General features: G+C 72.9%; 17 protein-coding genes and 1 pseudogene. 2 read left to right on the top strand and 16 right to left on the bottom strand.

Going from position 1 to position 19192, the window contains the following annotated elements; translation table 11 throughout:
• Positions 1-456 precede the first annotated feature (456 nt).
• The 3 genes from DT019_RS33385 to DT019_RS33375 form a co-directional block, all read right to left on the bottom strand.
• Positions 457-1122 carry a response regulator gene (locus DT019_RS33385; RefSeq protein ID WP_114040719.1) on the bottom strand — a complete coding sequence of 222 codons (666 nt, stop codon included), beginning with the start codon at positions 1120-1122 and terminating at the stop codon, positions 457-459.
• On the bottom strand, positions 1119-2435 hold the full coding sequence (locus tag DT019_RS33380) for a sensor histidine kinase (RefSeq protein ID WP_114040739.1): 1317 nt from the start codon (positions 2433-2435) through the stop codon (positions 1119-1121). The genes DT019_RS33385 and DT019_RS33380 overlap by 4 nt, the downstream gene beginning before the upstream one ends.
• 200 nt (positions 2436-2635) lie before the next feature.
• Positions 2636-3127, bottom strand: a complete 492-nt coding sequence (locus DT019_RS33375; RefSeq protein WP_114040718.1) for an FBP domain-containing protein — start codon at positions 3125-3127, stop codon at positions 2636-2638.
• 74 nt (positions 3128-3201) lie between these two features.
• Between DT019_RS33375 and DT019_RS33370 the strand changes: the two genes are divergently transcribed.
• Both DT019_RS33370 and DT019_RS33365 read left to right on the top strand, forming a co-directional pair.
• Complete coding sequence (locus DT019_RS33370) at positions 3202-3774, top strand: TetR/AcrR family transcriptional regulator (RefSeq protein ID WP_114040738.1); 573 nt, start codon at positions 3202-3204, stop codon at positions 3772-3774.
• Positions 3771-4942 (top strand): annotated as a pseudogene (locus DT019_RS33365) (GDSL-type esterase/lipase family protein). The gene DT019_RS33370 and the pseudogene DT019_RS33365 overlap by 4 nt, the downstream one beginning before the upstream one ends.
• Positions 4943-5104: 162 nt before the next feature.
• Here DT019_RS33365 and DT019_RS33360 read toward each other — a convergent pair.
• The 13 genes from DT019_RS33360 to DT019_RS33300 form a co-directional block, all read right to left on the bottom strand.
• Positions 5105-5974, bottom strand: coding sequence for an alpha/beta hydrolase (locus DT019_RS33360; RefSeq protein WP_114040717.1), 870 nt, complete (start codon positions 5972-5974; stop codon positions 5105-5107).
• A gap of 94 nt (positions 5975-6068) precedes the next feature.
• On the bottom strand, positions 6069-7259 hold the full coding sequence (gene kynU, locus DT019_RS33355; RefSeq protein ID WP_114040716.1) for a kynureninase: 1191 nt from the start codon (positions 7257-7259) through the stop codon (positions 6069-6071).
• The gene (locus tag DT019_RS33350) at positions 7252-8085 is read right to left on the bottom strand and encodes a tryptophan 2,3-dioxygenase family protein (RefSeq protein ID WP_114040737.1); all 834 of its coding nucleotides are present in this window, start codon (positions 8083-8085) and stop codon (positions 7252-7254) included. The genes kynU and DT019_RS33350 overlap by 8 nt, the downstream gene beginning before the upstream one ends.
• A gap of 129 nt (positions 8086-8214) precedes the next feature.
• Entirely contained in the window at positions 8215-8973 is a 759-nt protein-coding gene (locus DT019_RS33345; protein ID WP_223279881.1) for a DUF3152 domain-containing protein, read from the bottom strand.
• 304 nt (positions 8974-9277) lie between these two features.
• Positions 9278-9691, bottom strand: coding sequence for a DUF3151 domain-containing protein (locus tag DT019_RS33340; protein WP_114040715.1), 414 nt, complete (start codon positions 9689-9691; stop codon positions 9278-9280).
• A 272-nt stretch (positions 9692-9963) separates the two neighbouring features.
• The gene (locus DT019_RS33335; protein WP_114040735.1) at positions 9964-11421 is read right to left on the bottom strand and encodes an MFS transporter; all 1458 of its coding nucleotides are present in this window, start codon (positions 11419-11421) and stop codon (positions 9964-9966) included.
• Between the two features lie 406 nt (positions 11422-11827).
• Positions 11828-12976 carry a MalY/PatB family protein gene (locus tag DT019_RS33330; RefSeq protein ID WP_114040714.1) on the bottom strand — a complete coding sequence of 383 codons (1149 nt, stop codon included), beginning with the start codon at positions 12974-12976 and terminating at the stop codon, positions 11828-11830.
• 86 nt (positions 12977-13062) lie between these two features.
• Positions 13063-14085 (bottom strand): class II fructose-bisphosphate aldolase, encoded by a 1023-nt coding sequence (fbaA, locus tag DT019_RS33325; protein ID WP_114040713.1) that lies wholly within the window; start codon positions 14083-14085, stop codon positions 13063-13065.
• Between the two features lie 234 nt (positions 14086-14319).
• A complete protein-coding gene (gene pyrE, locus DT019_RS33320; protein WP_053726438.1) occupies positions 14320-14868 on the bottom strand; it encodes an orotate phosphoribosyltransferase in 549 nt (182 codons plus the stop codon).
• A gap of 23 nt (positions 14869-14891) precedes the next feature.
• Complete coding sequence (locus tag DT019_RS33315) at positions 14892-15680, bottom strand: aldose 1-epimerase (RefSeq protein ID WP_114040712.1); 789 nt, start codon at positions 15678-15680, stop codon at positions 14892-14894.
• Between the two features lie 36 nt (positions 15681-15716).
• The gene (locus DT019_RS33310; protein ID WP_114040711.1) at positions 15717-16568 is read right to left on the bottom strand and encodes an SRPBCC domain-containing protein; all 852 of its coding nucleotides are present in this window, start codon (positions 16566-16568) and stop codon (positions 15717-15719) included.
• Between the two features lie 114 nt (positions 16569-16682).
• Positions 16683-18272, bottom strand: coding sequence for a polyamine aminopropyltransferase (locus DT019_RS33305; protein WP_223279880.1), 1590 nt, complete (start codon positions 18270-18272; stop codon positions 16683-16685).
• An 84-nt stretch (positions 18273-18356) separates the two neighbouring features.
• Positions 18357-18881 (bottom strand): DUF2617 family protein, encoded by a 525-nt coding sequence (locus DT019_RS33300; RefSeq protein ID WP_114040710.1) that lies wholly within the window; start codon positions 18879-18881, stop codon positions 18357-18359.
• Positions 18882-19192 lie beyond the last annotated feature (311 nt).

Raw genomic sequence — 19192 nt, 5'->3', positions numbered from 1 at the left:
TAGCGGCATGGTGCTGACCAGCATGGACACCCTCAGCCCGTCCGGCGATTGAGGACGAGCGCCCTTAAGGCGCGAACCGGGGTCTGGGGCGGAGCCCCAGGAGCGCCCGCGGACCGTGCGTGGCTGGCCGCGCAGTTCCCCGCGCCCCTTAGCGGCATCATGCTGGCCAGCATGGGCAACCTCAGCCCGTCCGGCGTTTGAGGACGAGCGCCGTTCAGGCGCGAACCGGGGTCTGGGGCGGAGCCCCAGGGCGCCCGCGGACCGTGCGTGGCTGGTCGCGCAGTTCCCCGCGCCCCAGACAGGGCTGCACTTGGCCGGGTGCCCAGGCGGGCATACGTCTCCCCGGCGGCACCGGTGCTGGCCCGCAGGGGCAACCTCAGCGGCGTCCGGCGGTTGAGGACGAGGGCCCTTTGGGCGCGAACGGGGGTCTGGGGGCGGAGCCCCCAGGGGGTGGGGCTAGTTGGGGGTTACCAGGCGGGTTTCGTACGCGTACACCGCCGCCTGCGTACGGTCCCGGAGCCCCAGCTTCACCAGCACCCGGCTGACATGCGTCTTGATCGTCGACTCCGCCACCACCAGCCGATCCGCGATCTCCTGGTTCGACAGGCCCTGGGCGATCAGGACGAGGACCTCCGTCTCGCGGTCGGTCAGCTCCTCCACCTGCCCCGTCGCCGACGCCCCCGCCCGCTGCACCGGCACGACCCGGGCGAACTCGTTGATCAGCCGCCGGGTCACCGAGGGGGCGAGCAGCGCCTCGCCGGAGGCCACCACCCGTACCCCCTCGGCGAGTTGGCGGGCCGAGGCATCCTTCAGGAGGAAGCCGGACGCGCCCGCCCGCAGCGCCTGGTAGACGTACTCGTCCAGGTCGAAGGTGGTCAGGACGAGCACCTTCGACGCGTCGCCCGCCGCCACGATCTCCCGCGTCGCCTCGATGCCGTTCATCCCGGGCATCCGGATGTCCATCAGGACCACGTCGGGGTGGAGCGCCCGCACCTGGGCGACCGCCTCTCGGCCGTCGACGGCCTCGCCGACGACCTCGATGTCCGGCTGCGCGCCGAGCAGCACGGAGAAGCCCTCGCGCACCATCATCTGGTCGTCGACGATCAGCACCCGGATCGTCATGACTGGTCTTCCTTCTCCAGGTTCACGCCCGTGCCCGTCCCCGCGACCGGCTCCACCGGCTCGGCCGCCTCGACCGGGATGAAGACCGTCACCTCGTATCCGCCCTCCCGCGTGGCCTCCGCCGTCATCGCGCCGCCGAGCATCGCCACCCGCTCGGCCATGCCCGTCAGCCCGTGCCCGGAGCCCTGGGAGGGGCCCGCCTCGGAGGTCGCGGGGCCGTTGACCACGCGCAGGCCGAGCCCGCCCAGAACGTACCCGATCTCCACCCGCGCCGCCGCGCCGGGCGCGTGCCGCAGGGTGTTGCTGAGGGCCTCCTGGATGATCCGGTACGCCGACAGCTCGACGCCCTGCGGGAGTTCGCGTACCGCGCCGGTGACGATCTTCTCGACCGGCAGCCCGGCCTCGCGCACGTTCGCGAGGAGGCCGTCCAGGTCGGCGAGGGTGGGCTGGGGGGCGTCCGGCGCCTCGTAGTCCTCCGCGCGTACGACGCCGAGCACCCGGCGCAGTTCGGTGAGGGCCGCCACCGCGTTCTCGCGGATCGTCGCGAAGGCCTGGGCGAGTTCGGGGGGCGGGTTCTCCACCCGGTAGGGCGCGGCCTCGGCCTGGATGGCGACCACCGACATGTGGTGGGCCACCACGTCGTGCAGCTCGCGCGCGATGTTGGTGCGCTCCTCCAGGACCGTGCGCCTGTCCCGCTCCACGGCGGTGACCGACTTCTCCGCGCTGACCTGCCGCTGCGCGTCCCGCCGGGTGTTCAGGAGGGATGCGACGAGCAGCACCAGGGCGGAGAGGACCGCCATCGGGCCGGTGTCGTCGTTGTAGCCGCCGGTGAAGGTGCCGGTCGTGAGGCCGAGGGCGAGGGTGAGCAGCCACATCCAGCCGGCCACCCGGGGGCGGGTGCGCAGCGCCACCACCGCGAGGACGGTGAGGTGCATGACGTACGTGCCCGGCGTCCAGGGACCCATCCCGCCCTGCCGCCCGGCCAACGCGCCGACGACGACGGACACCGCACACGACAGCCAGAACGCGCCGATCGGCCGCACCAGCGTCATGACCATCGGGGCGGCGATCACGAGACCGCCGATCAACCAGCCCACGCTGCTGCCCACACCGGCCGAGCCCCGCGACAACTCCATCATCAGCGCGATGAAGGCGAGGAAGCCCACCGCGGCGTGCGGGGCCCAGGAGACGGCCTCGCGTATCCGGCCCGGGAGCCGCCGGCTCAGCGGGCCGTCCGTCCGCCTCCGGCCCAGCGGGCGGTAGGCGAAGGCGTCCTCGAACAGGTCCCGGCGCAGCCCGCCGTAGAGACCCATGGCGAGCCGGAACTCGGGGGTGCGCCCGTCGGCGCCGCCCGCTGCTTTGCCGCTCCCCTGCCGGAGCCTGGTCGTCTCGTTCACAGGCTCAAAGGTAGGCGGCACGCGGAGCCGTGGCGTCCGGCGCGATGGGGATCCTTCGAGGTCCGCCTCAGGGACTACGCGGACGCCAGAGGCCCATCCCGCCGTGCCGGACGCGCTCAGGCGGTCACCTTGGCGACGAACGCGGCGATGTTCGCCACGGTCCGCTCGATCTTCTCCTCCACCGTGAGCGTCTCGTGCAGCCGGGCGCCGATGCCCGCGTCCTTCTTGCCCCGTACGTAGAGCGAGCAGTCGAGGTCGGCGCAGATGTAGGCGCCCACGCTGTTGCCCTGCTGGCCGGGCTTGCCCGCCTTGGGCGCCACCATCAGCGAGACGCCGCCGGAGTGGGTGGTCAGGCACAGGGAGCACATGCTGCGCCGCTGCTGCCCGACGGCGGCGCTGGAGCAGCGCAGGGCGAGACCGCGCGGACGGCCGTCCAGCTCCACGACGAGGTAGCCGCGGTCCGGCGCCTGGGGGTCGCGCCAGCCCAGGTAGTCCAGGTCGTCCCAGGGCCGGTCGGCCAGGTCGCGCGGCACGGACAGGCGCTTGGCCTCGCCCTTGGTGCAGTTCAGGAACGCGGCACGGATCTCTTGTTCGGTCAGCGGCTTCATAAACACGATGCTAATTTGCCTAAATGTTTTAGGCAACTGCATAATCGTTGCAGGAGAACGGGAGGATGACGAGCATGGTGCGCGCAGGACTGACCACCGAACGCCTGGTCCGGGCGGGTGCGGAGCTCGCCGACGAGATCGGCTTCGACCAGGTGACCCCGTCGGTACTCGCCCGGCGGTTCGACGTGAAGGTCGCGAGCCTGTACTCGCACATCAAGAACGCCCAGGACCTCAAGACCCGGATCGCGCTGCTGGCCCTGGAGGAACTCGCCGACCTCGCGGCCGACGCCGTGGCCGGGCGGGCCGGGAAGGACGCGCTCGCGGGCTTCGCGAACGCCTGCCGCGACTACGCCCGCGAACACCCCGGCCGCTACACCGCGACCCGGTTCCGGCTCGACCCCGACACCGCGGCGGACAGCGCCGCCTTCCGGCACTCCCTCATGATGCGAGCCATCCTGCGCGGCTACGCGCTGAACGAGCCGGACCAGACCCACGCGGTCCGGCTCCTGGGCAGCGTCTTCCACGGCTTCGTCGACCTGGAGTCGGCCGGCGGCTTCAGCCACAGCGCGCCGGACTCCGAGGAGAGCTGGACCCGCGCCCTGGACGCCCTCGACGCCCTGCTGCGGAACTGGCCGGTGGCGTCATGACCGAGCCCGCCCGCTGGACCACCACCGCCATCACCCCCCAACTCCTGCGCGGCGCCATCGAGTTGGAGCACACCGAGCACGGCGTGCTGCCGCACCGGCTGCCCGCCCGGGCCCTCGCCCAGGGCGCCGACGCGCAGCTCGCCATGGCCGAGTCCCAGCCCTCCGGCGTACGCCTCGCCTTCCGCACCCGGGCCACCGTCATCGAGCTGGACGCGCTGCCCACCAAGCGGGTGTACGTCGGCGCCCCCGCCCGGCCGGACGGACTGTACGACCTGCTCGTCGACGGCCGCCTGACCAGTCAGGGCAGTGTGTCCGGCGGTCGCACCCTCACCATCGACATGGCCGCCGGAACCACCGAGACCCGGCCGGGCGAACCCGGCACCCTGCGCTTCGACGGGCTGTCCCCCACCGCCAAGGACGTCGAGATCTGGCTGCCGTACAACGAGACCACCGAACTCGTGGCGCTGCGCACCGACGCGCCCGTCGAGCCCGCGCCCGACCGGGGCCGCAAGGTCTGGCTGCACCACGGCAGTTCGATCAGCCACGGCTCCGACGCGGCGAGTCCCACCACCACCTGGCCCGCCCTCGCCGCCTCGCTCGGCGGCGTCGACCTGGTCAACCTCGGCTTCGGCGGCAGCGCGCTGCTCGATCCGTTCACCGCGCGCGCACGATGCGGGACACGGCCGCCGATCTGATCAGCGTCAAGATCGGCATCAATCTGGTCAACACCGATCTGATGCGGCTTCGGGCGTTCGGGCCCGCGGTGCACGGGTTCCTCGACACGATCCGGGAAGGGCATCCCGATGTGCCCCTGCTGGTCGTCTCGCCCCTGCTGTGTCCCATCCACGAGGACACGCCGGGGCCCAGCCTCCCGGACCTCACCGCGCTGGCCGCCGGGCGCCTGCGGTTCCGGGCGGCGGGGGACCCCTCCGACCCCGGGCGCCTCACGCTCCGCGTGATCCGGTCCGAGCTGGCGGCGATCGTCTCCCGGCGGGCCGTTTCCGACCCCCACCTGCGGTATCTGGACGGGCGGGAGTTGTACGGGGTGGATGATGCGGGGCGGCTGCCGTTGCCTGATGCGTTGCATCCTGATGCGGCTACGCATCGGCTTGTGGGGGAACGGTTTGCCCAACTTGCCTTTGGGGAGGGCCTGTTGGGGGGTGCGTGAGGTTTGAGCGGGGCTCCGGTTTGAGCGGGGTTCACCGGTGGGCCGGTGCGGGCCCTTCGCGCAGTTCCCCGCGCCCCTTATAGGTCCCGGTTCGACTGCGGACCGTGCTCGGTTGCTCGCGCAGTTCCCCGCGCCCCTTTAGGGGGTCGGCGGGAAGGTTGCTCAATAGGCCAGTTGGGCGATTTCTTCGGCTGCTACTGCGCTTGCGTCTGCGGCTGGGTCGATCAAAGGGAAGTGGCCCACGTCTTCCAGGAGGGTCAGGCCCACCGTTTCGCCTGCCTGGGCCGCCGCGTCGACGTACGCCTCCGCCACCGCCTGCGGTACGACGATGTCCTCGCGGCCCTGCACCACCGTGGTCGCGATGCCCGTGGGGAGGAGGGCGGCCGGGTCGGCGTGGGGGACGCGGTTCGGCAACTCGGCGGGACCGCCCAGGAGTTGGAGCGTGGCTCCCGAGCAGACCTCCAGCTCGATCGCCTTCGTGAAGTCGGCGATCGGGGCCAGGGCCACGACGCCGCGCAGGGCCGCGGGGGCGGGGGTGCGCCACGGGGAGCCCTCGGGCAGGACGTGGCGGGCGGACGCCCACAGGGCGAGGTGGCCGCCCGCCGAGTGGCCGGCCAGCACGGTGCGGCGCGGGTCGGCCTGCGGGACGGCGTCCCGTACGAGCGAGGGCAGCGCGTCCAGCGCCGCCGCCACGTCGTCGAAGGTGTCCGGCCAGCGCCCCGCCACCGGCCCCCCGCCGCCCTGCTGCGGCAGCAGACTCCCGCGCCGGTACTCGACGTTGGCCACGGCGAACCCGCGCCGGGCCAGGAAGTCCGCGAACGGGGTGAGGTGCGTGCGGTCGTACGGGGCGCGCCAGGCGCCGCCGTGCAGCAGCACCACGAGGGGGGCGCCCGCGCGGCCGTCGCGCGGGGCGTAGAAGTCGATCACCTGGTCCGGATGGTCGCCGTACGCGGCACTGCTGTCCGGGGCGACGGCGGGATGGGAGAAGGCGGACGCCTCTTCGGCCGCGTCACGCTCTGCGGGATCCGTCATTCCCCAACCTTTCGCCAGGCCAAGCCGGTTGATCACCCGGGTTGCCCCGGACGCTACCAGGGCGTCCGGGGCTTCCACGCGGGGGCGGTGCGGCTCAGCCGAGCAGCGCCGCGAGCTCCCGTGCCGCCCGCTCGGCGTCGGCGAAGCCCACGTACAGCGGGGTGAAGCCGAAGCGCAGGACGTCGGGGCGGCGGAAGTCGCCGACCACGCCGCGTGCGGTGAGGTCACGCATCACCTCGCCCGCTCCCTCGCAGCTCAGGGACACCTGGCTGCCGCGTTCCGCGTGGGCGGCTGGGGTCACCGACGCCACCCGCCCGGCCGGGACGTGCGCCTCGACGCACTCCAGGAAGAAGTCCGTCAGGGCGAGGGACTTGGCGCGGACCGCCTCGACCGAGACGCCGTCCCACACGTCGAGCGCCGACTCCAGGGCCAGCATGGACAGGATGTCGGGGGTGCCGACCCGGCCCCGTACCGCGCCCTCGGCCGGCACGTACCGCGGCCGCATCCCGAAGGGGTCCTCGTGCGAGTTCCAGCCGGGCAGCGGGGTGTCGAAGCGGGGCTGGTGGTCGTCGCGCACATACAGGTACGCCGGGGAACCCGGTCCGCCGTTCAGGTACTTGTACGTGCAGCCCACCGCGAAGTCGACGCGGTGCGCGGCCAGGCCGACCGGCAGCGCGCCCGCGCTGTGGCACAGGTCCCAGACCGCCAGGGCCCCGGCCGCCTGGACCGCCGCCGTGATCCCCGGCAGGTCGTTGAGGCGGCCCGTGCGGTAGTCCACGTGGTTGACCAGGACCGCCGCCGTGCGCGGGCCGAGCGCGGCCGGGATGTCGGCGGGGGCCAGCGCCCGGATGCGGCGGCCCGTCATGCGCGCCGCGGACTCGGCGACGTACCCGTCGGTGGGGAACGTGGAGTCGTCGACCAGGATCTCGTCGCGGTCGTCCGCGGCGAGGCGGACCGCGCCGACCAGCGCCTTGAAGACGTTCACGCTCGTCGAGTCGCCGACCACGACGCTGCCCGCGGGCGCGCCGATCAGCGGGGCGATCCGGTCGCCCACGCGTTCCGGCGCGGTCCACCAGCCGCTCTCCTCCCAGGAGCGGATGCGCAGCTGCCCCCACTCGCGTGCGATGACGTCCTGCATACGGGCCGGAACGTGCCGGGGCAACGCTCCGAGCGAGTTGCCGTCGAGGTAGACCACACCGTCGTCCAGGACGAACAGGTCGCGGTGGCCCGCGAGTTCGTCCGCGGCGTCCAGCGCCGCCGCCTTCTTGGCCAGGACCTCAGACATGGCTGCGCGCCGTCCACAGCTCGGGGAAGACGCTCTTGGTGGCCCGCTTCTCCAACCAGGCCACCCCGGCCGAGCCGCCGGTGCCGGACTTGGCGCCCATGGCCCGCCGGGTCGCCACGAGGTGGTCGTTGCGCCAGCGCCACACCAGCTCGCCGACATCGGTCAACGCCTCGCCCAGGCGCACCAGTTCACCGTTCTGGTCGCCCGCGTACAGCTCGGCCCAGACGGCCTCGACCTCGGCGCTCGGCTCGTACTTGCGGGTCAGGTCGCGCTGGAGGACGGCGGGCGGCACCGCGTACCCGCGCCGCGCGAGCAGCGCGAGGACCTCGTCGTACAGGCTCGGCTCGCCGAGCGCCTTCTCCAGCTCGGCGTGCACGCGCGGCGCGCCCCGGTGCGGCACCAGCATCGACGCCGACTTGTCGCCCAGCAGGAACTCCATCCGCCGGTACATCGCCGACTGGAACCCGGAGCCCTCGCCGAGCGCGGACCGGTAGGAGTTGAACTGCGCCGGGGTCAGCTGCCCCAGCGGCGTCCACGAGGCGTTCAGCGCCTCCAGCTCGCGCACCGAACGCTTCAGGGCGTCGACGGCGACCGGCACCCGGTCCTCGCGCAGCGCCCGCGACGCGGTCTCCCACTCGTGCACGATGACGGTGAACCACAGCTCCATGACCTGGGTGGTGACCAGGAAGACCATCTCGCCCGGGTCGTCGGAGCGCAGGTGCTGGAGGTGGGTGAGGACGTCCGCCTGGACGTAGTCCTCGTACGGTGTCGTGCCCTCGAAGTCCAGATTCGGGGTCTCCGGCTCGTCGCCCTCCTCGGGCGGCATGACCGGATCGGACATCTTTGATGACATCGCTGTCTCCTCGATGTGTCCGGGTAGCGGTCCGCCCCTTCCTTCGTCGGCATCGGAGCCCCGGTCCCCACCGGCATCATAAGCACGCCCGCGCGCGCCGCGTCAGGGCACCGAGGGGCCTGAGACGAAGGTCCCGTCCGCGGTGTAGGGCCACGCGTTGGACTTGCACCCGTTCAGGCCCTTGATCTGCTGCTGCATCACGGGGGCGGGCTTTCCGGGACCCGGGCAGGCCATGTGCTCGTGATAGCCGATCATGTGGCCTATCTCGTGGTTGATGATCAGGTGCCGGTACTCGGCGGGCGGCCCGTCGTACTGCGGCGAACCGGTCACCCACCGCTTGAGGTTGACGATGACACCGCCCGTGACCTCGCAGTTCAGCTCGCCGCCGGTGTCGCCGTTGACGGCGCAGAGCCGGTCGGTGGTCTTCGGGGTGGCGATCTTGATGACGACGTCGGCGCCGCTGGAAACCAGCTGGAAGCGGCCCTTGCCGTGCGCGGCCCAGCTGCGCGGGTCGGCCAGGATCTTCTGGACGTCGAGGGCGGCCTGCTTGGCGGACAGGTCGACGCCCTCCTCGACCTGCACCTGGTAGCGGCGCAGCGGGCCGCCGGTCCCGACGATCTCGCCGGAGGCCTGGGCGGTGGTGAAGGTGCCGGGCCCGGACTGGGGTACGGACTTCGGGCTCGTGGTGGGCGACGGTCTGGCGGACGACGGGTCCAGGGGCAGCGGGGCGCGGTCCTCCATGGGGCTCGCGCCGATGTTGCCGGGTTCCACGACGGGCGCGTGGGCGCCGCCGGGCCACCGGGCGAGCGCGATCCCGCCGACCAGGGTGGCGCCGAGCAGGCACCCGACGACGAGCAGCACGCGGGTGCGCGCCCGGCGTCGACGGGCCCGTCCGCGGCCCTCCCGCCCCGGCGGCCGCGCCGGGGCTCCCTCTCCTGACCGTTGGCGGCCATGACTGATCGCACTGCGGGCGCCTCGCTTGCCCAAGACGTCAACTCCCCTGATCCCGGCTGGAGTTGGGGGGAAGAGGAGTGGGGCCTCCGCGCCAGCCTGTCCATGCGGCCGGGCGCGTGCGATGGTGCCGCTGCGCAGGTGCCCGGGCCGTCCGTTCCAGCCATACAGATGGCGCGAACGGCCCGGGCGTTCCCGATCGGACCGGAGTGGATCAGCCCAGGGTGTCGGCGGCGAGCGGCGAGGAGTCCCGCAGGAAGGTGGTGCAGCGCTCGTACTCGGCGGCCTCGCCGATCGCCTGCGCGGCGCGCGCGAGGGCGTGCAGGGCGCGCAGGAAGCCGCGGTTGGGCTCGTGCTCCCACGGCACCGGGCCGTGGCCCTTCCACCCGGCACGGCGCAGCGAGTCCAGGCCGCGGTGGTATCCGGTACGGGCGTAGGCGTACGACTCGACGGTGCGGCCGGCGTCGAACGCGTCGTCGGCGAGCTGTGCCCAGGCGAGGGAGGAGGTGGGGTACTTCGCGGCGACGTCCGCGGGGGCGGTGCCGGTGGCCAGCAGTTCGCGCGGCTCCGGGTCGTCGGGCAGCAGGGTCGGGGCGGGGCCCCCGAGCAGATTCTCATGAATGGACATGCGGCCAGTTTCCCCCACCCGAGCCCCTCCGAGCACGAAAGGCGACCTGGGGCTCCGCCCCAGACCCCGCTCGCGCCTCAAGGGCGCTCGTCCTCAAACGCCGGATGCCCATGCTGGCCAGCACCGGTACGGCTAGGGGCGCGGGGAACTGCGCGAGCAAGCAAGCACGGTCCGCAGACAAACGGGGTTTGGGGGCGCGGGGAACTGCGCGAACGGCCCCGCACGGCCCACGGGCAAAGCAAATGGGGGGGCCAAACCCCAGGGGGCCAGGGTCACGGCGCGGGGTCGCCGTGGTCGGGCTCCAGGGCCGGCCCGGACACCCCACACTGCATCCGACACGCCGGCACAACCCCCGGCCCCACCGGCCGCCGCACGGCCAGGAAGGCCACCAGCGAGGCCAGCACCAACGCCCCCGCACACATCGGCATGGCCCGCCGGAACGTCGCCCCGAACTCCGCCGCCGACCGGTACGCCTCCGGCCCCATCCCCGCGGCCAGCGGCAACGCCGCCACCGCGATCAGACCTGCGGCCCGCGCGGCCGCGTTGTTGATGCCGCTGGCCAGCCCCGCCCGCCCCTCGTCGACCGAGCCGAGCACCGTCGCGGTGAGCGGCGCCACCAGGGTGACCATGCCGAGCCCGAGCACGAGCAGCGCGGGCAGGACGTCGCGTACGTACGACGCGTGCTCACCGGCGCGCAGCATCAGCAGCATCCCCGCCGCGCACAGCAGCGGCCCGACGGTGAGCGGCACGCGCGGCCCGAGCCGCTGCCCCAGCTCGCCCGAACGCGCCGAAAGCAGCAGCATCAGCACCGTCGTCGGCAGCAGCGCCGCACCCGCGCCGAGCGCCGAGTACCCGGCGACGACCTGGAGCTGGAGGGCGGCGAGAAAGAAGAACCCGCCGAAGGCCGCGTACACGCACACCGTCACCGCGTTGACCGCCGTGAACACGCGGGAGCGGAAGATGTCCCGCGGCAGCATGGGGTCGGCCAGCCGCCGCTCGCGCCGTACGAAGGCCGCGCCGAGGCCGAGTCCCGCGACCCCGGACCCGACGACCAGCCCCGACGAGCCCTGCCCCGGCGCCTCGATCAGCGCGTACGTCACCAGCGCGAGGGTCAGCGCCCCGAGGGCCGCGCCCAGCACGTCGAACCGCCCCGTGTGCGTACGCGGATCCCGCGACTCCGGTACGTGCCGCAGGGCCACCGGTACGCAGAGCGCGGCCAGCGGCACGTTGATCAGGAACACCCAGCGCCAGCCGGGGCCGTCCACCAGCCAGCCCCCGAGGAACGGGCCCACGGCGGCTCCGACCCCGCCGAGTCCCGACCACACGCCGACCGCGCGGGCCCGGTCGTCGGGGTGGAAGCTCGCCTGGATGATGGCGAGGGAGCCGGGGGTGAGCAGGGCGCCGCCGATGCCCTGGAGGGCGCGGGCGGCGATGAGCACCCCGGCGTCGGGGGCGAGCCCGCACAGCAGCGACCCGGCGGCGAACCAGACCACCCCGATCACGAACACCTTCCGCCGGCCGTACCGGTCGCCCAGGGCGCCGCCGAGCAGGATGAGTCCTGCCAGGGTGAGCATGTAGGCGTTGACGGTCCACTGGAGCACGGCCATGTCCGTGTCGAGGTCCGTGCCGATGTGGGGCAGGGCGACGTTCACGACCGTCGAGTCGAGGAGGGCCATGCCCGAGCCGAGGACGGTGGTGAGCAGCACCCAGCGGCCGGGGCCGGTGCCCATGCGTACGTTGTCCGCCACAGCACGACTGTCCCCCACCCCGCCCACCCCCGAAACCCCCCGGCACCCGTACCGCCAGGGGCCCGGAGACCTGCGCGAGCGACCCCGCACGATCCGCACCCGCCCTGGGGCTCCGCCCCAGACCCCGATCGCGCCTAAAGGGCGCTCGTCCTCAAACTCCCCCAAGGCCTTAAGGGCCAGGGGGGACCCCCATGACGGGCTGAAGTTGCTCATGCTGGCCAGCACCGATGCCGTTAGGGGCGCGGGGAACTGCGCGAGCAGCCGTCCACGGCCCGCGGACGAAAACGGGGTTAGGGGCGCGGGGAACTGCGCAAAGCGGCCCCCCTCCCCCGGGCAGGGGGCGGACCGTGAAGGGGGTGGTTCGGGCAAGGGCGGGGTGGGGGACAGGTCAGCCCAGCCTCGCCAGCGCACGCGTCAACGCCTCCACCCCCACCCCCACCTTCCCCCGCGCACACCCCACGTTCAGCCGAACAAACCCCGGCGCCCCATAAACCCCACCCGGCATGATCGCCACCTTCTCGACCTCCACCAGCTCCCGCTGCAACGCCCCCTCGTCCACGCCCAGCGCCCGCAGGTCGATCCAGGCGAGGTACCCGGCCTGCGGCAGAGCCCAACCGAGCTCGGGGAACGCGGAGTTGAGGCGCGACGCCACCAGCTCCAGGTTCGCGGCGACGTACGCCCGCAGCGCGTCCAGCCACCCCGCCCCCTCCCGGTACGCCGCGATGTGCGCGGTCAGCGACAGCACCGCGGGCGAGCCGAGGCCCTCCCCGGTCTCCATGCGGCGGACGAACTCCGCGTGGTCCGCCGCGTCCCCGATCAGCCCGTACGAACCCGTCAGCGCGGGGAAGTTGAAGGACTTCGTGCCGGAGGTGATCAGTGCCCAGCGGCCCCGCCCGAACCGCGTCCACGGCAGGTGCCGGTGGCCGTCGTGGACGAAGTCCGCGTGGATCTCGTCGCTGATCACCGCGACCCCGTACCGCTGGGCCAGCGACGCGAAGTGCGCCAGTTCGGGCTCCGTCCACACCCGGCCGGTCGGGTTGTGCGGCGAGCACAGGAGCAGCACCCGGCTCCGCGGCCCCGCGAGCGCCGCTTCGAGCGCGGCCGGATCGTCGAGCGGGACGCCGCGCAGCTCGCGCCCGAGCCCGCCGACGGCCTTGCGGAAGCCGTCGTACACAGGGGTGTGGACGACGACCGCGTCGCCCGGCTCGGTCCACATGCGCAGGAGCTGCGAGAGCTGGTTGAGCACGGACGGCGCGTAGACAAGACGCGCGGTGTCGATCTCGGTGTCGTGCCGGATGCGGTACCAGTCACGCACCGCCGAGCGGAACTCCTCGTTCTGCCAGTCGGTGTAGCCGAAGACGCCGTGCGCGACCCGCTCCTGGAGCGCCGCGAGCACCGCGGGCGGCGAGGGGAAGTCCATGTCGGAGATGGTGAAGGGCAGCAGCCCCGGCGCCCCGAACCGGTCGGCCACCCCGTCCCACTGGATGCTCCAGGTGCCGCGCCGGTCAACGGGTATGTCGAAGTCGTACGTGGTCATGCGGGCCTCCCCGGGACATGGCTCGGGCCCGGCACCCCCGCGAGGGGACACCGGGCCCGAGCCGTAAGCGGACGTACCAGCAGCGCCTACTTCAGCTTCGTACCGGTCGAGCGCAGGTTCGCGCACGCCTCGGTCACGCGCTTGGCCATGCCGGCCTCGGCCAGCTTGCCCCACGTGCGCGGGTCGTACGTCGACTTCTTGCCGACCTCGCCGTCGACCTTCAGGACACCGTCGTAGTTGCGGAACATGTGGTCCGCGACCGGGCGGGTGAAGGCGTACTGGGTGTCGGTGTCGAGGTTCATCTTGACGACGCCGTTCTCCAGCGCGGTCGCGATCTCCTCGGCGGTGGAGCCGGAGCCACCGTGGAAGACGAAGTCGAACGGCGAGGCCTTGCCGTACTTCTCGCCGACGCCCGCCTGGAGGTCCTTGAGCAGCTCGGGGCGGAGCACGACGTTGCCCGGCTTGTAGACGCCGTGGACGTTGCCGAAGGACGCGGCGAGCAGGTAGCGGCCCTTCTCGCCCAGGCCCAGCGCCTCGGCGGTGCGCAGCGCGTCGTCGACGGTCGTGTACAGCTCGTCGTTGATCTCGTGGCTGACGCCGTCCTCCTCGCCACCGGTCGGGGTGATCTCGACCTCAAGGATGATCTTCGCGGCGGCGGCCTTGGCGAGCAGCTCCTGGCCGATGGCCAGGTTGTCCGCGAGGGTCTCGGCGGAGCCGTCCCACATGTGGGACTGGAACAGCGGGTTCAGGCCCTTGGCGACGCGCTCGGCGGACACCTCCAGGAGCGGGCGGACGTAGCCGTCCAGCTTGTCCTTGGGGCAGTGGTCGGTGTGCAGCGCGACCGTGATGTCGTACTTGGCGGCGACGACGTGCGCGAACTCGGCCAGCGCGACCGCGCCCGTGACCATGTCCTTGTTGTACTGGCCACCCAGGAACTCCGCACCGCCGGTGGAGATCTGGATGATGCCGTCGCTCTCGGCCTCCGCGAAGCCGCGCAGCGCAGCGTGCAGGGTCTGGGTCGAGGTCACGTTGATGGCCGGGTAGGCGAACTTGCCTGCCTTCGCCCGGTCGAGCATCTCGTTGTAGACCTCGGGGGTTGCGATGGGCATCTGTCCGCTCCTTGTGATGTGCGGGGTGTGCGATATGTGCTGGCCCTGACCTGGGGGCGACGTCATCGTCGCGGCCTATCTTTCCAGACTCTGGCCGTGGCTCCACCCGGCGGATGCGCGAGGGGCGGGCCGTTTCACGTGAAACGGCCCGCCCCTTCAAGAACGCGCAGGTCAGGAAGTGGCCGCCCGGGTCCCGGGACCTAGGTCACGACTTTCCGCCCTCGGTAGCGAGGTTTACGCGAGGCCCAGCTCCGTCGAGGAGAACGCGAAGACGTACGGCACGCCCGCGCCCTCGGTGATCTTCTCAGCGGCGCCGGTCGCCCGGTCCACGATCGTGGCGACGGCCACGACCTCGGCACCCGCCGCGCGGACCGCCTCGACGGCGGTCAGCGGCGAGCCGCCGGTGGTGGAGGTGTCCTCGACGACCAGGACCCGGCGGCCCTTGATGTCCGGGCCCTCGACCTGGCGCTGCATGCCGTGCGCCTTGGCGGCCTTGCGGACCACGAAGGCGTCCAGAGTGCGGCCGCGGGCGGCGGCCGCGTGCAGCATCGCGCCGGCCACCGGGTCGGCGCCCATGGTCAGACCGCCGACCGCGTCGAAGTCGAACTCGGCGGTGACGTCGAGCATCACCTGGCCGACCAGCGGCGCGGCGACGCCGTCAAGGGTGACCCGGCGCAGGTCGACGTAGTAGTCGGCCTCGATCCCGGAGGAGAGGGTCACCTTGCCGTGCACCACGGCCTTGTCCTTGATCTGCTGGAGCAGGTCAGCGCGTACGTCAGTCATACCCAAGAGCTTAAGGGCCCGGTCTACGGGCGGCGCCAGCTCCAGGTCGTCGTCAGCTCCAGCGGGTCGATGGGGGTGACCAGGCGGGGCAGTGTGTTGAGCCCGTTGGGCGGGCCTGACTGCGGCTCCACGCACACGGCCTCGTCCTGCTCGTCGTAGACCACGACCCACTCGCTGGGGCTGGTCACCTTCAGTTCGAGCCGCCCGGGCCAGGTGAGGGTGACGTCCACGCCGTCGGGCATCCCGAAGCAGTCGTCCCAGGGACCCGGCAGCGGCTCGATGCGCCGTCCGGTGGGAAGGTGGTCCGCGCCGCGCTCCTCCTGCCACGCGGCGTCGAAGGCGAGCTCGACCCGGCTGCCGTCGAGCTCCCGCACGAACCAGGGGTGCCAGCCGACCTGCGCCGGGAAGGAGTTCTCGTACGTCTCGACGCCCATGCGCACGGTCAGCGCGTCCGGGGTCAGCTCGAAGATCTGGGTGACCCGGCCGGTGAACGGCCAGGGCTCGCCGAGCTCATAGGTGAACACGGCCTCGCTGTCCGAGACCCGCGCGGTCTTCCACGCATGGTCGCGGGCCGTGCCGTGGATGGCGTGCGGGGGCGAGTTGAGCGGCAGCTGGTATTTGACGCCGCCGTCGCGGAACTGGCCGTTCTCGACGCGGCCGCACCACGGCACCATCGGGAAGCAGCCGTACTTGTCGCCCTGGCGCAGCACCTCGGTGCCGTCGATCCGCAGGCTGCTGATCCGGCAGCCGTTGCCCGCGTCGACGGTCAGTTCGGCGGCGCCGGCGCCCAATTTGATCTGGTCACTGCTCACGCCTTCGACCCTAGCCGGTGGGCCCGGGCCGCGGGGTCAGCGCCGGCGCCTGAGTGCCCGGCCGACGACGACCGCGGAGGCCAGCGCGAGGGCCGCGGCCGGGGCGACCCAGCGCAGCGTGGCGCTCGCGGTGCTGCCCGAGGGGGCGGGGACCGGGGCGTACCGGCCGCGCGGGGGTGCGTGGTCGACCTCCTCGGCGCTGCGGCCGATCATGGTGCGCCGGGCGTGCGCGGCCTCGGCGGGCATCGCCTCGCCCACCTCGATGGTGAACTCCTCGTCGGCGAGCCGGTCCAGGGAGGGCGGCGGCACCTCGGTGTCGAAGACGGAGGCGAGGCTCTCCGCGTCGAGGTCGGTGTTGAGGTCCGTGTCGAACTCGGGGTCGAGCTTTGCCTCGCGGGCGGGGCCGGAATCGGCCGCCGGACCCGTGGTGCGGTCCGGGTCGGCGACGTCGGCATCCTCCTCGCCGCCGACGGGCTGGGCCAGGGCCGCCGCGAACCGGTCGAGCAGGCGCAGCGCGGAGGCGTGGGCCGCGTCGGCCGGTACGTCGGTGGCCCGGCCCTCCGCGAGGGCGGTCCCCGCGAAGGCGAGGGTGGTGCCGCCGGAGGCCGGTTCCAGCCGTACGGTCAGGGTGAGCTTGGCCGCGCCCGCGCCGCGGACCTCGACCCCCTCGCCCTCGACGGCGAACGCGTCGTCGTCCTGCTCGGTGATCCGCAGGGCTCCCCGGTAGGTGATGGTGCTCCCGCCGAGGCGGACCTTCAGCCGGCCCGCGATGGGCGGCTCGCCCGCATCCTGCTGGAGCCCCGGCACGCAGCGCGCGACCCGGCCGGGGTCGCGCAGCGTCTGCCGGAGGGACTGGGCCTCAACCGGAACGAACACCTCATGCTCCATAGCCACCGAGCCTACTCAGCGCCGGCCGTCGCGTCTGCGCAAACGCGGCGCCGATCACCGGCCCACCCCGCGCCGGCCGGGCTCCGGCCCGCCCGGCCGTCCCCGCGGGGCGCCTCAGTCGGAGTAGCGCGGGTGCACCAGTGTCGACGGCGGGAACCGGGCGGCGTCCTCGGGCGGGGCCAGCGGCTCGGCGCCGGCCGGCAGCCGCACCGCGGGCGGCGACCCCGACGGCCCCGCGTCCGCCGCGAACGGACGCGGGGCGGGCCGGGCGGCCAGGACGAAGCCCCAGTCGCGCGGGGTCCTCGCCGGCCCGGACGCGTGGCCGGGGCCCCCGGTGAGCCCGGCGCCGGCTCCGGTCGCCCGGTAGGCGAAGGTCGTCAGGCCGGCCGCGCGCACGGTCGAGGCGACCGTCCAGAACGTGCGCGGCCGACCCGCCACCGGCCCCGCGTGCACCACGAGCCGCCCGCCGGGCGCCAGGACCCGGGCCGCGAGCCCGTAGAACTCCTGCGAGTAGAGCTTGGTGCTCGCGGTCATGCCGGGATCGGGCAGATCCGACACGATCACGTCGTACGGGCCCGAGGTGTAGCCCTCGCCGCGCAGCCAGCCGAAGGGGTCGCCGATGACCGGGTGCAGCCGGGGGTCCCGGTAGGCGTGGCCGTTCAGGGCCGCCAACTCCGGGTCTCTGCGGGCCAGTTGGATCAGAACCGGATCGAGCTCGACGAGGGTGACCGAGCGCACGCCGGGGCGGCGCAGGACTTCGCGGGCGGCGAGCCCGTCGCCGCCGCCCAGGATCAGCACGCGGCCGTGCGGCCCGCCGTCGAGCGCGGGCCCCACCAGGGCCGCGTGGCGGCGGGACGCGTCGCTGCCGTTGACGCGCAGCCGTCCGTCCAGGAACAGGTCGAGCGGGCCGCCGCCCTTGCCGGTCAGGACGATCTCCTGGACGCGGGTCTGGACGGCGACCCGCACCTGCCCGCCGTACACGGCACGGCGCGCGGCCTGTTCGAAGTCGTCGACCATGGCGGTGGTCAGGGCGAGCACGGCCAGGACGAGCGCGTTGGCGGCGAGCAGCGACCAGCGGGCGCGCGGGGACAGGTCGCGGCCGAAGAGCAGCAGGACGAGCGCGCCGCCCGCGACCGCGTTGACCGCGCCGGTGAGCAACGCACTCGTCAGCTGGCCGAGTTCGGGCAGCAGCAGGAAGGGGAAGGCGAGGCCGCCCACGAGCGCGCCCACGTAATCCGCGGCGAACAGGTCGGCCACGGTGCCGCTCGCGTCCCCGGCGGCGCGCCGCGAGACCCGCTGGATGAGGGTCATCAGGAGCGGGATCTCGGCGCCGATCAGCATGCCGATGGCGAGCGAGAAGGCGACCAGCGCGTAGCGCGAGCCGCCGAACCAGGCGAACGTCGCGTACAGCGCCATCGCCGAACAGCCGCCCACCAGGGCGAGCGCGGCCTCGATGAGCCCGAAGCCGACGGCGGCCCGGCAGCGCAGCCGTTTCGCGAGCAGCGAGCCGACGCCCATCGCGAACACCATCACCGACAGGACCACCGAGGCCTGGGTGACCGAGTCACCGATCAAGTACGAGGCGAGGGCGACCAGTTCGAGCTCGTACACGAGACCGCAGGCCGCACAGACGAACACCACGGCCAGGACGAGGAACCGACCCGACCGCGGACTACTCACGGGAGCGGGGAGCGGTTCGATCACCTTGCGAACGCTACGTGACACTCCGTTCGCATCCTGTCACCCACACGGGTTCAACTGGAGTCGCCCACCCGGGAATCGCGAGCCTCAGAGCCCGGCGGGGGCGGGCACCCGCACGCCGACCCGGGTCCGCGTCACCACCAGCTGCCCCTCCTGCGGGTAGGCGTGCCAGGTGCGCCACCACACCTGGCCGTCGCCGCGCTGCGCGAGCATCGCCGTGAACGCGTGCGGCGAGCCCGGAAACGTTCCGGCCAGGCCGTGGGGGTGGTCGGCGACCAGGGCGAGAAGCTCCTGCGCGCGCCCCGCGAACGAGCCCCGCGAGAGCGTCTCGACGCGCGCGGCGAACTCGTAGTACCACTCCCCGAGACGTTTCGCCACGCCGAGCGGCAGCGGTGTACTGCTGCCGGGCATGCAGGCGACGGTTTCCGAACAGGTTCCGCGCTCCTCGTCGAGGAGCACCTGGTGCGAGGCTCCGAGCAGCCGCAACTGGAGCTTGGCGCCGGACAGTTCGAGGTCGAGTACGGCCAGGGCGGGCAGCGGCTCGCGGCCCAGCGCCCAGGCGAGGTCGGCGGCACGCGTGTCGGTGTAGGCGGTCTTGAGGGTCGTGAGCATGGGTGGGCTCCGCAAAACACACATCTGGCGGGTGGGTGACCGATGTCGACTCGGACCGCAACGAAGGTCGGGGGACCGCTCTGTGATCGCCCGGGGCCCGAGGGCTGCGTCGTTTCTCATCTGCGAGGGAATCATGAAGTGCGCGGCGGTCACAGCTTTTTTACCCAACTTGATGGGGTTTCCATCCCCTCGGGGGCCACTCGGTTCAAACGTTCAACTACAGGCGTGAAAGAAGGCGCCCGGCCGGCGAAAGCCAACCGGGCGCACAACGGGCACGACCGGCGGCGGAATCGGCTGCCCCGTGACAGCCG

This window comes from Streptomyces sp. SDr-06 (assembly GCF_003324565.1).
Lineage (GTDB): Bacteria > Actinomycetota > Actinomycetes > Streptomycetales > Streptomycetaceae > Streptomyces.
This window is presented reverse-complemented; position numbering and strand designations above follow the sequence as displayed.

Excerpts from the sequence above, each read along its gene's own strand:
- DT019_RS33385 (WP_114040719.1), bottom strand. The coding sequence starts at position 1,122 with ATGACGATCCGGGTGCTGATCGTCGACGACCAGATGATGGTGCGCGAG.
- DT019_RS33380 (WP_114040739.1), bottom strand. The coding sequence starts at position 2,435 with ATGGGTCTCTACGGCGGGCTGCGCCGGGACCTGTTCGAGGACGCCTTC.
- DT019_RS33375 (WP_114040718.1), bottom strand. The coding sequence starts at position 3,127 with ATGAAGCCGCTGACCGAACAAGAGATCCGTGCCGCGTTCCTGAACTGC.
- DT019_RS33370 (WP_114040738.1), top strand. The coding sequence starts at position 3,202 with ATGGTGCGCGCAGGACTGACCACCGAACGCCTGGTCCGGGCGGGTGCG.
- DT019_RS33360 (WP_114040717.1), bottom strand. The coding sequence starts at position 5,974 with ATGACGGATCCCGCAGAGCGTGACGCGGCCGAAGAGGCGTCCGCCTTC.
- kynU (WP_114040716.1), bottom strand. The coding sequence starts at position 7,259 with ATGTCTGAGGTCCTGGCCAAGAAGGCGGCGGCGCTGGACGCCGCGGAC.
- DT019_RS33350 (WP_114040737.1), bottom strand. The coding sequence starts at position 8,085 with ATGCCGCCCGAGGAGGGCGACGAGCCGGAGACCCCGAATCTGGACTTC.
- DT019_RS33340 (WP_114040715.1), bottom strand. The coding sequence starts at position 9,691 with ATGTCCATTCATGAGAATCTGCTCGGGGGCCCCGCCCCGACCCTGCTG.
- DT019_RS33335 (WP_114040735.1), bottom strand. The coding sequence starts at position 11,421 with ATGGGCACCGGCCCCGGCCGCTGGGTGCTGCTCACCACCGTCCTCGGC.
- DT019_RS33330 (WP_114040714.1), bottom strand. The coding sequence starts at position 12,976 with ATGACCACGTACGACTTCGACATACCCGTTGACCGGCGCGGCACCTGG.
- fbaA (WP_114040713.1), bottom strand. The coding sequence starts at position 14,085 with ATGCCCATCGCAACCCCCGAGGTCTACAACGAGATGCTCGACCGGGCG.
- pyrE (WP_053726438.1), bottom strand. The coding sequence starts at position 14,868 with ATGACTGACGTACGCGCTGACCTGCTCCAGCAGATCAAGGACAAGGCC.
- DT019_RS33310 (WP_114040711.1), bottom strand. The coding sequence starts at position 16,568 with ATGGAGCATGAGGTGTTCGTTCCGGTTGAGGCCCAGTCCCTCCGGCAG.
- DT019_RS33300 (WP_114040710.1), bottom strand. The coding sequence starts at position 18,881 with ATGCTCACGACCCTCAAGACCGCCTACACCGACACGCGTGCCGCCGAC.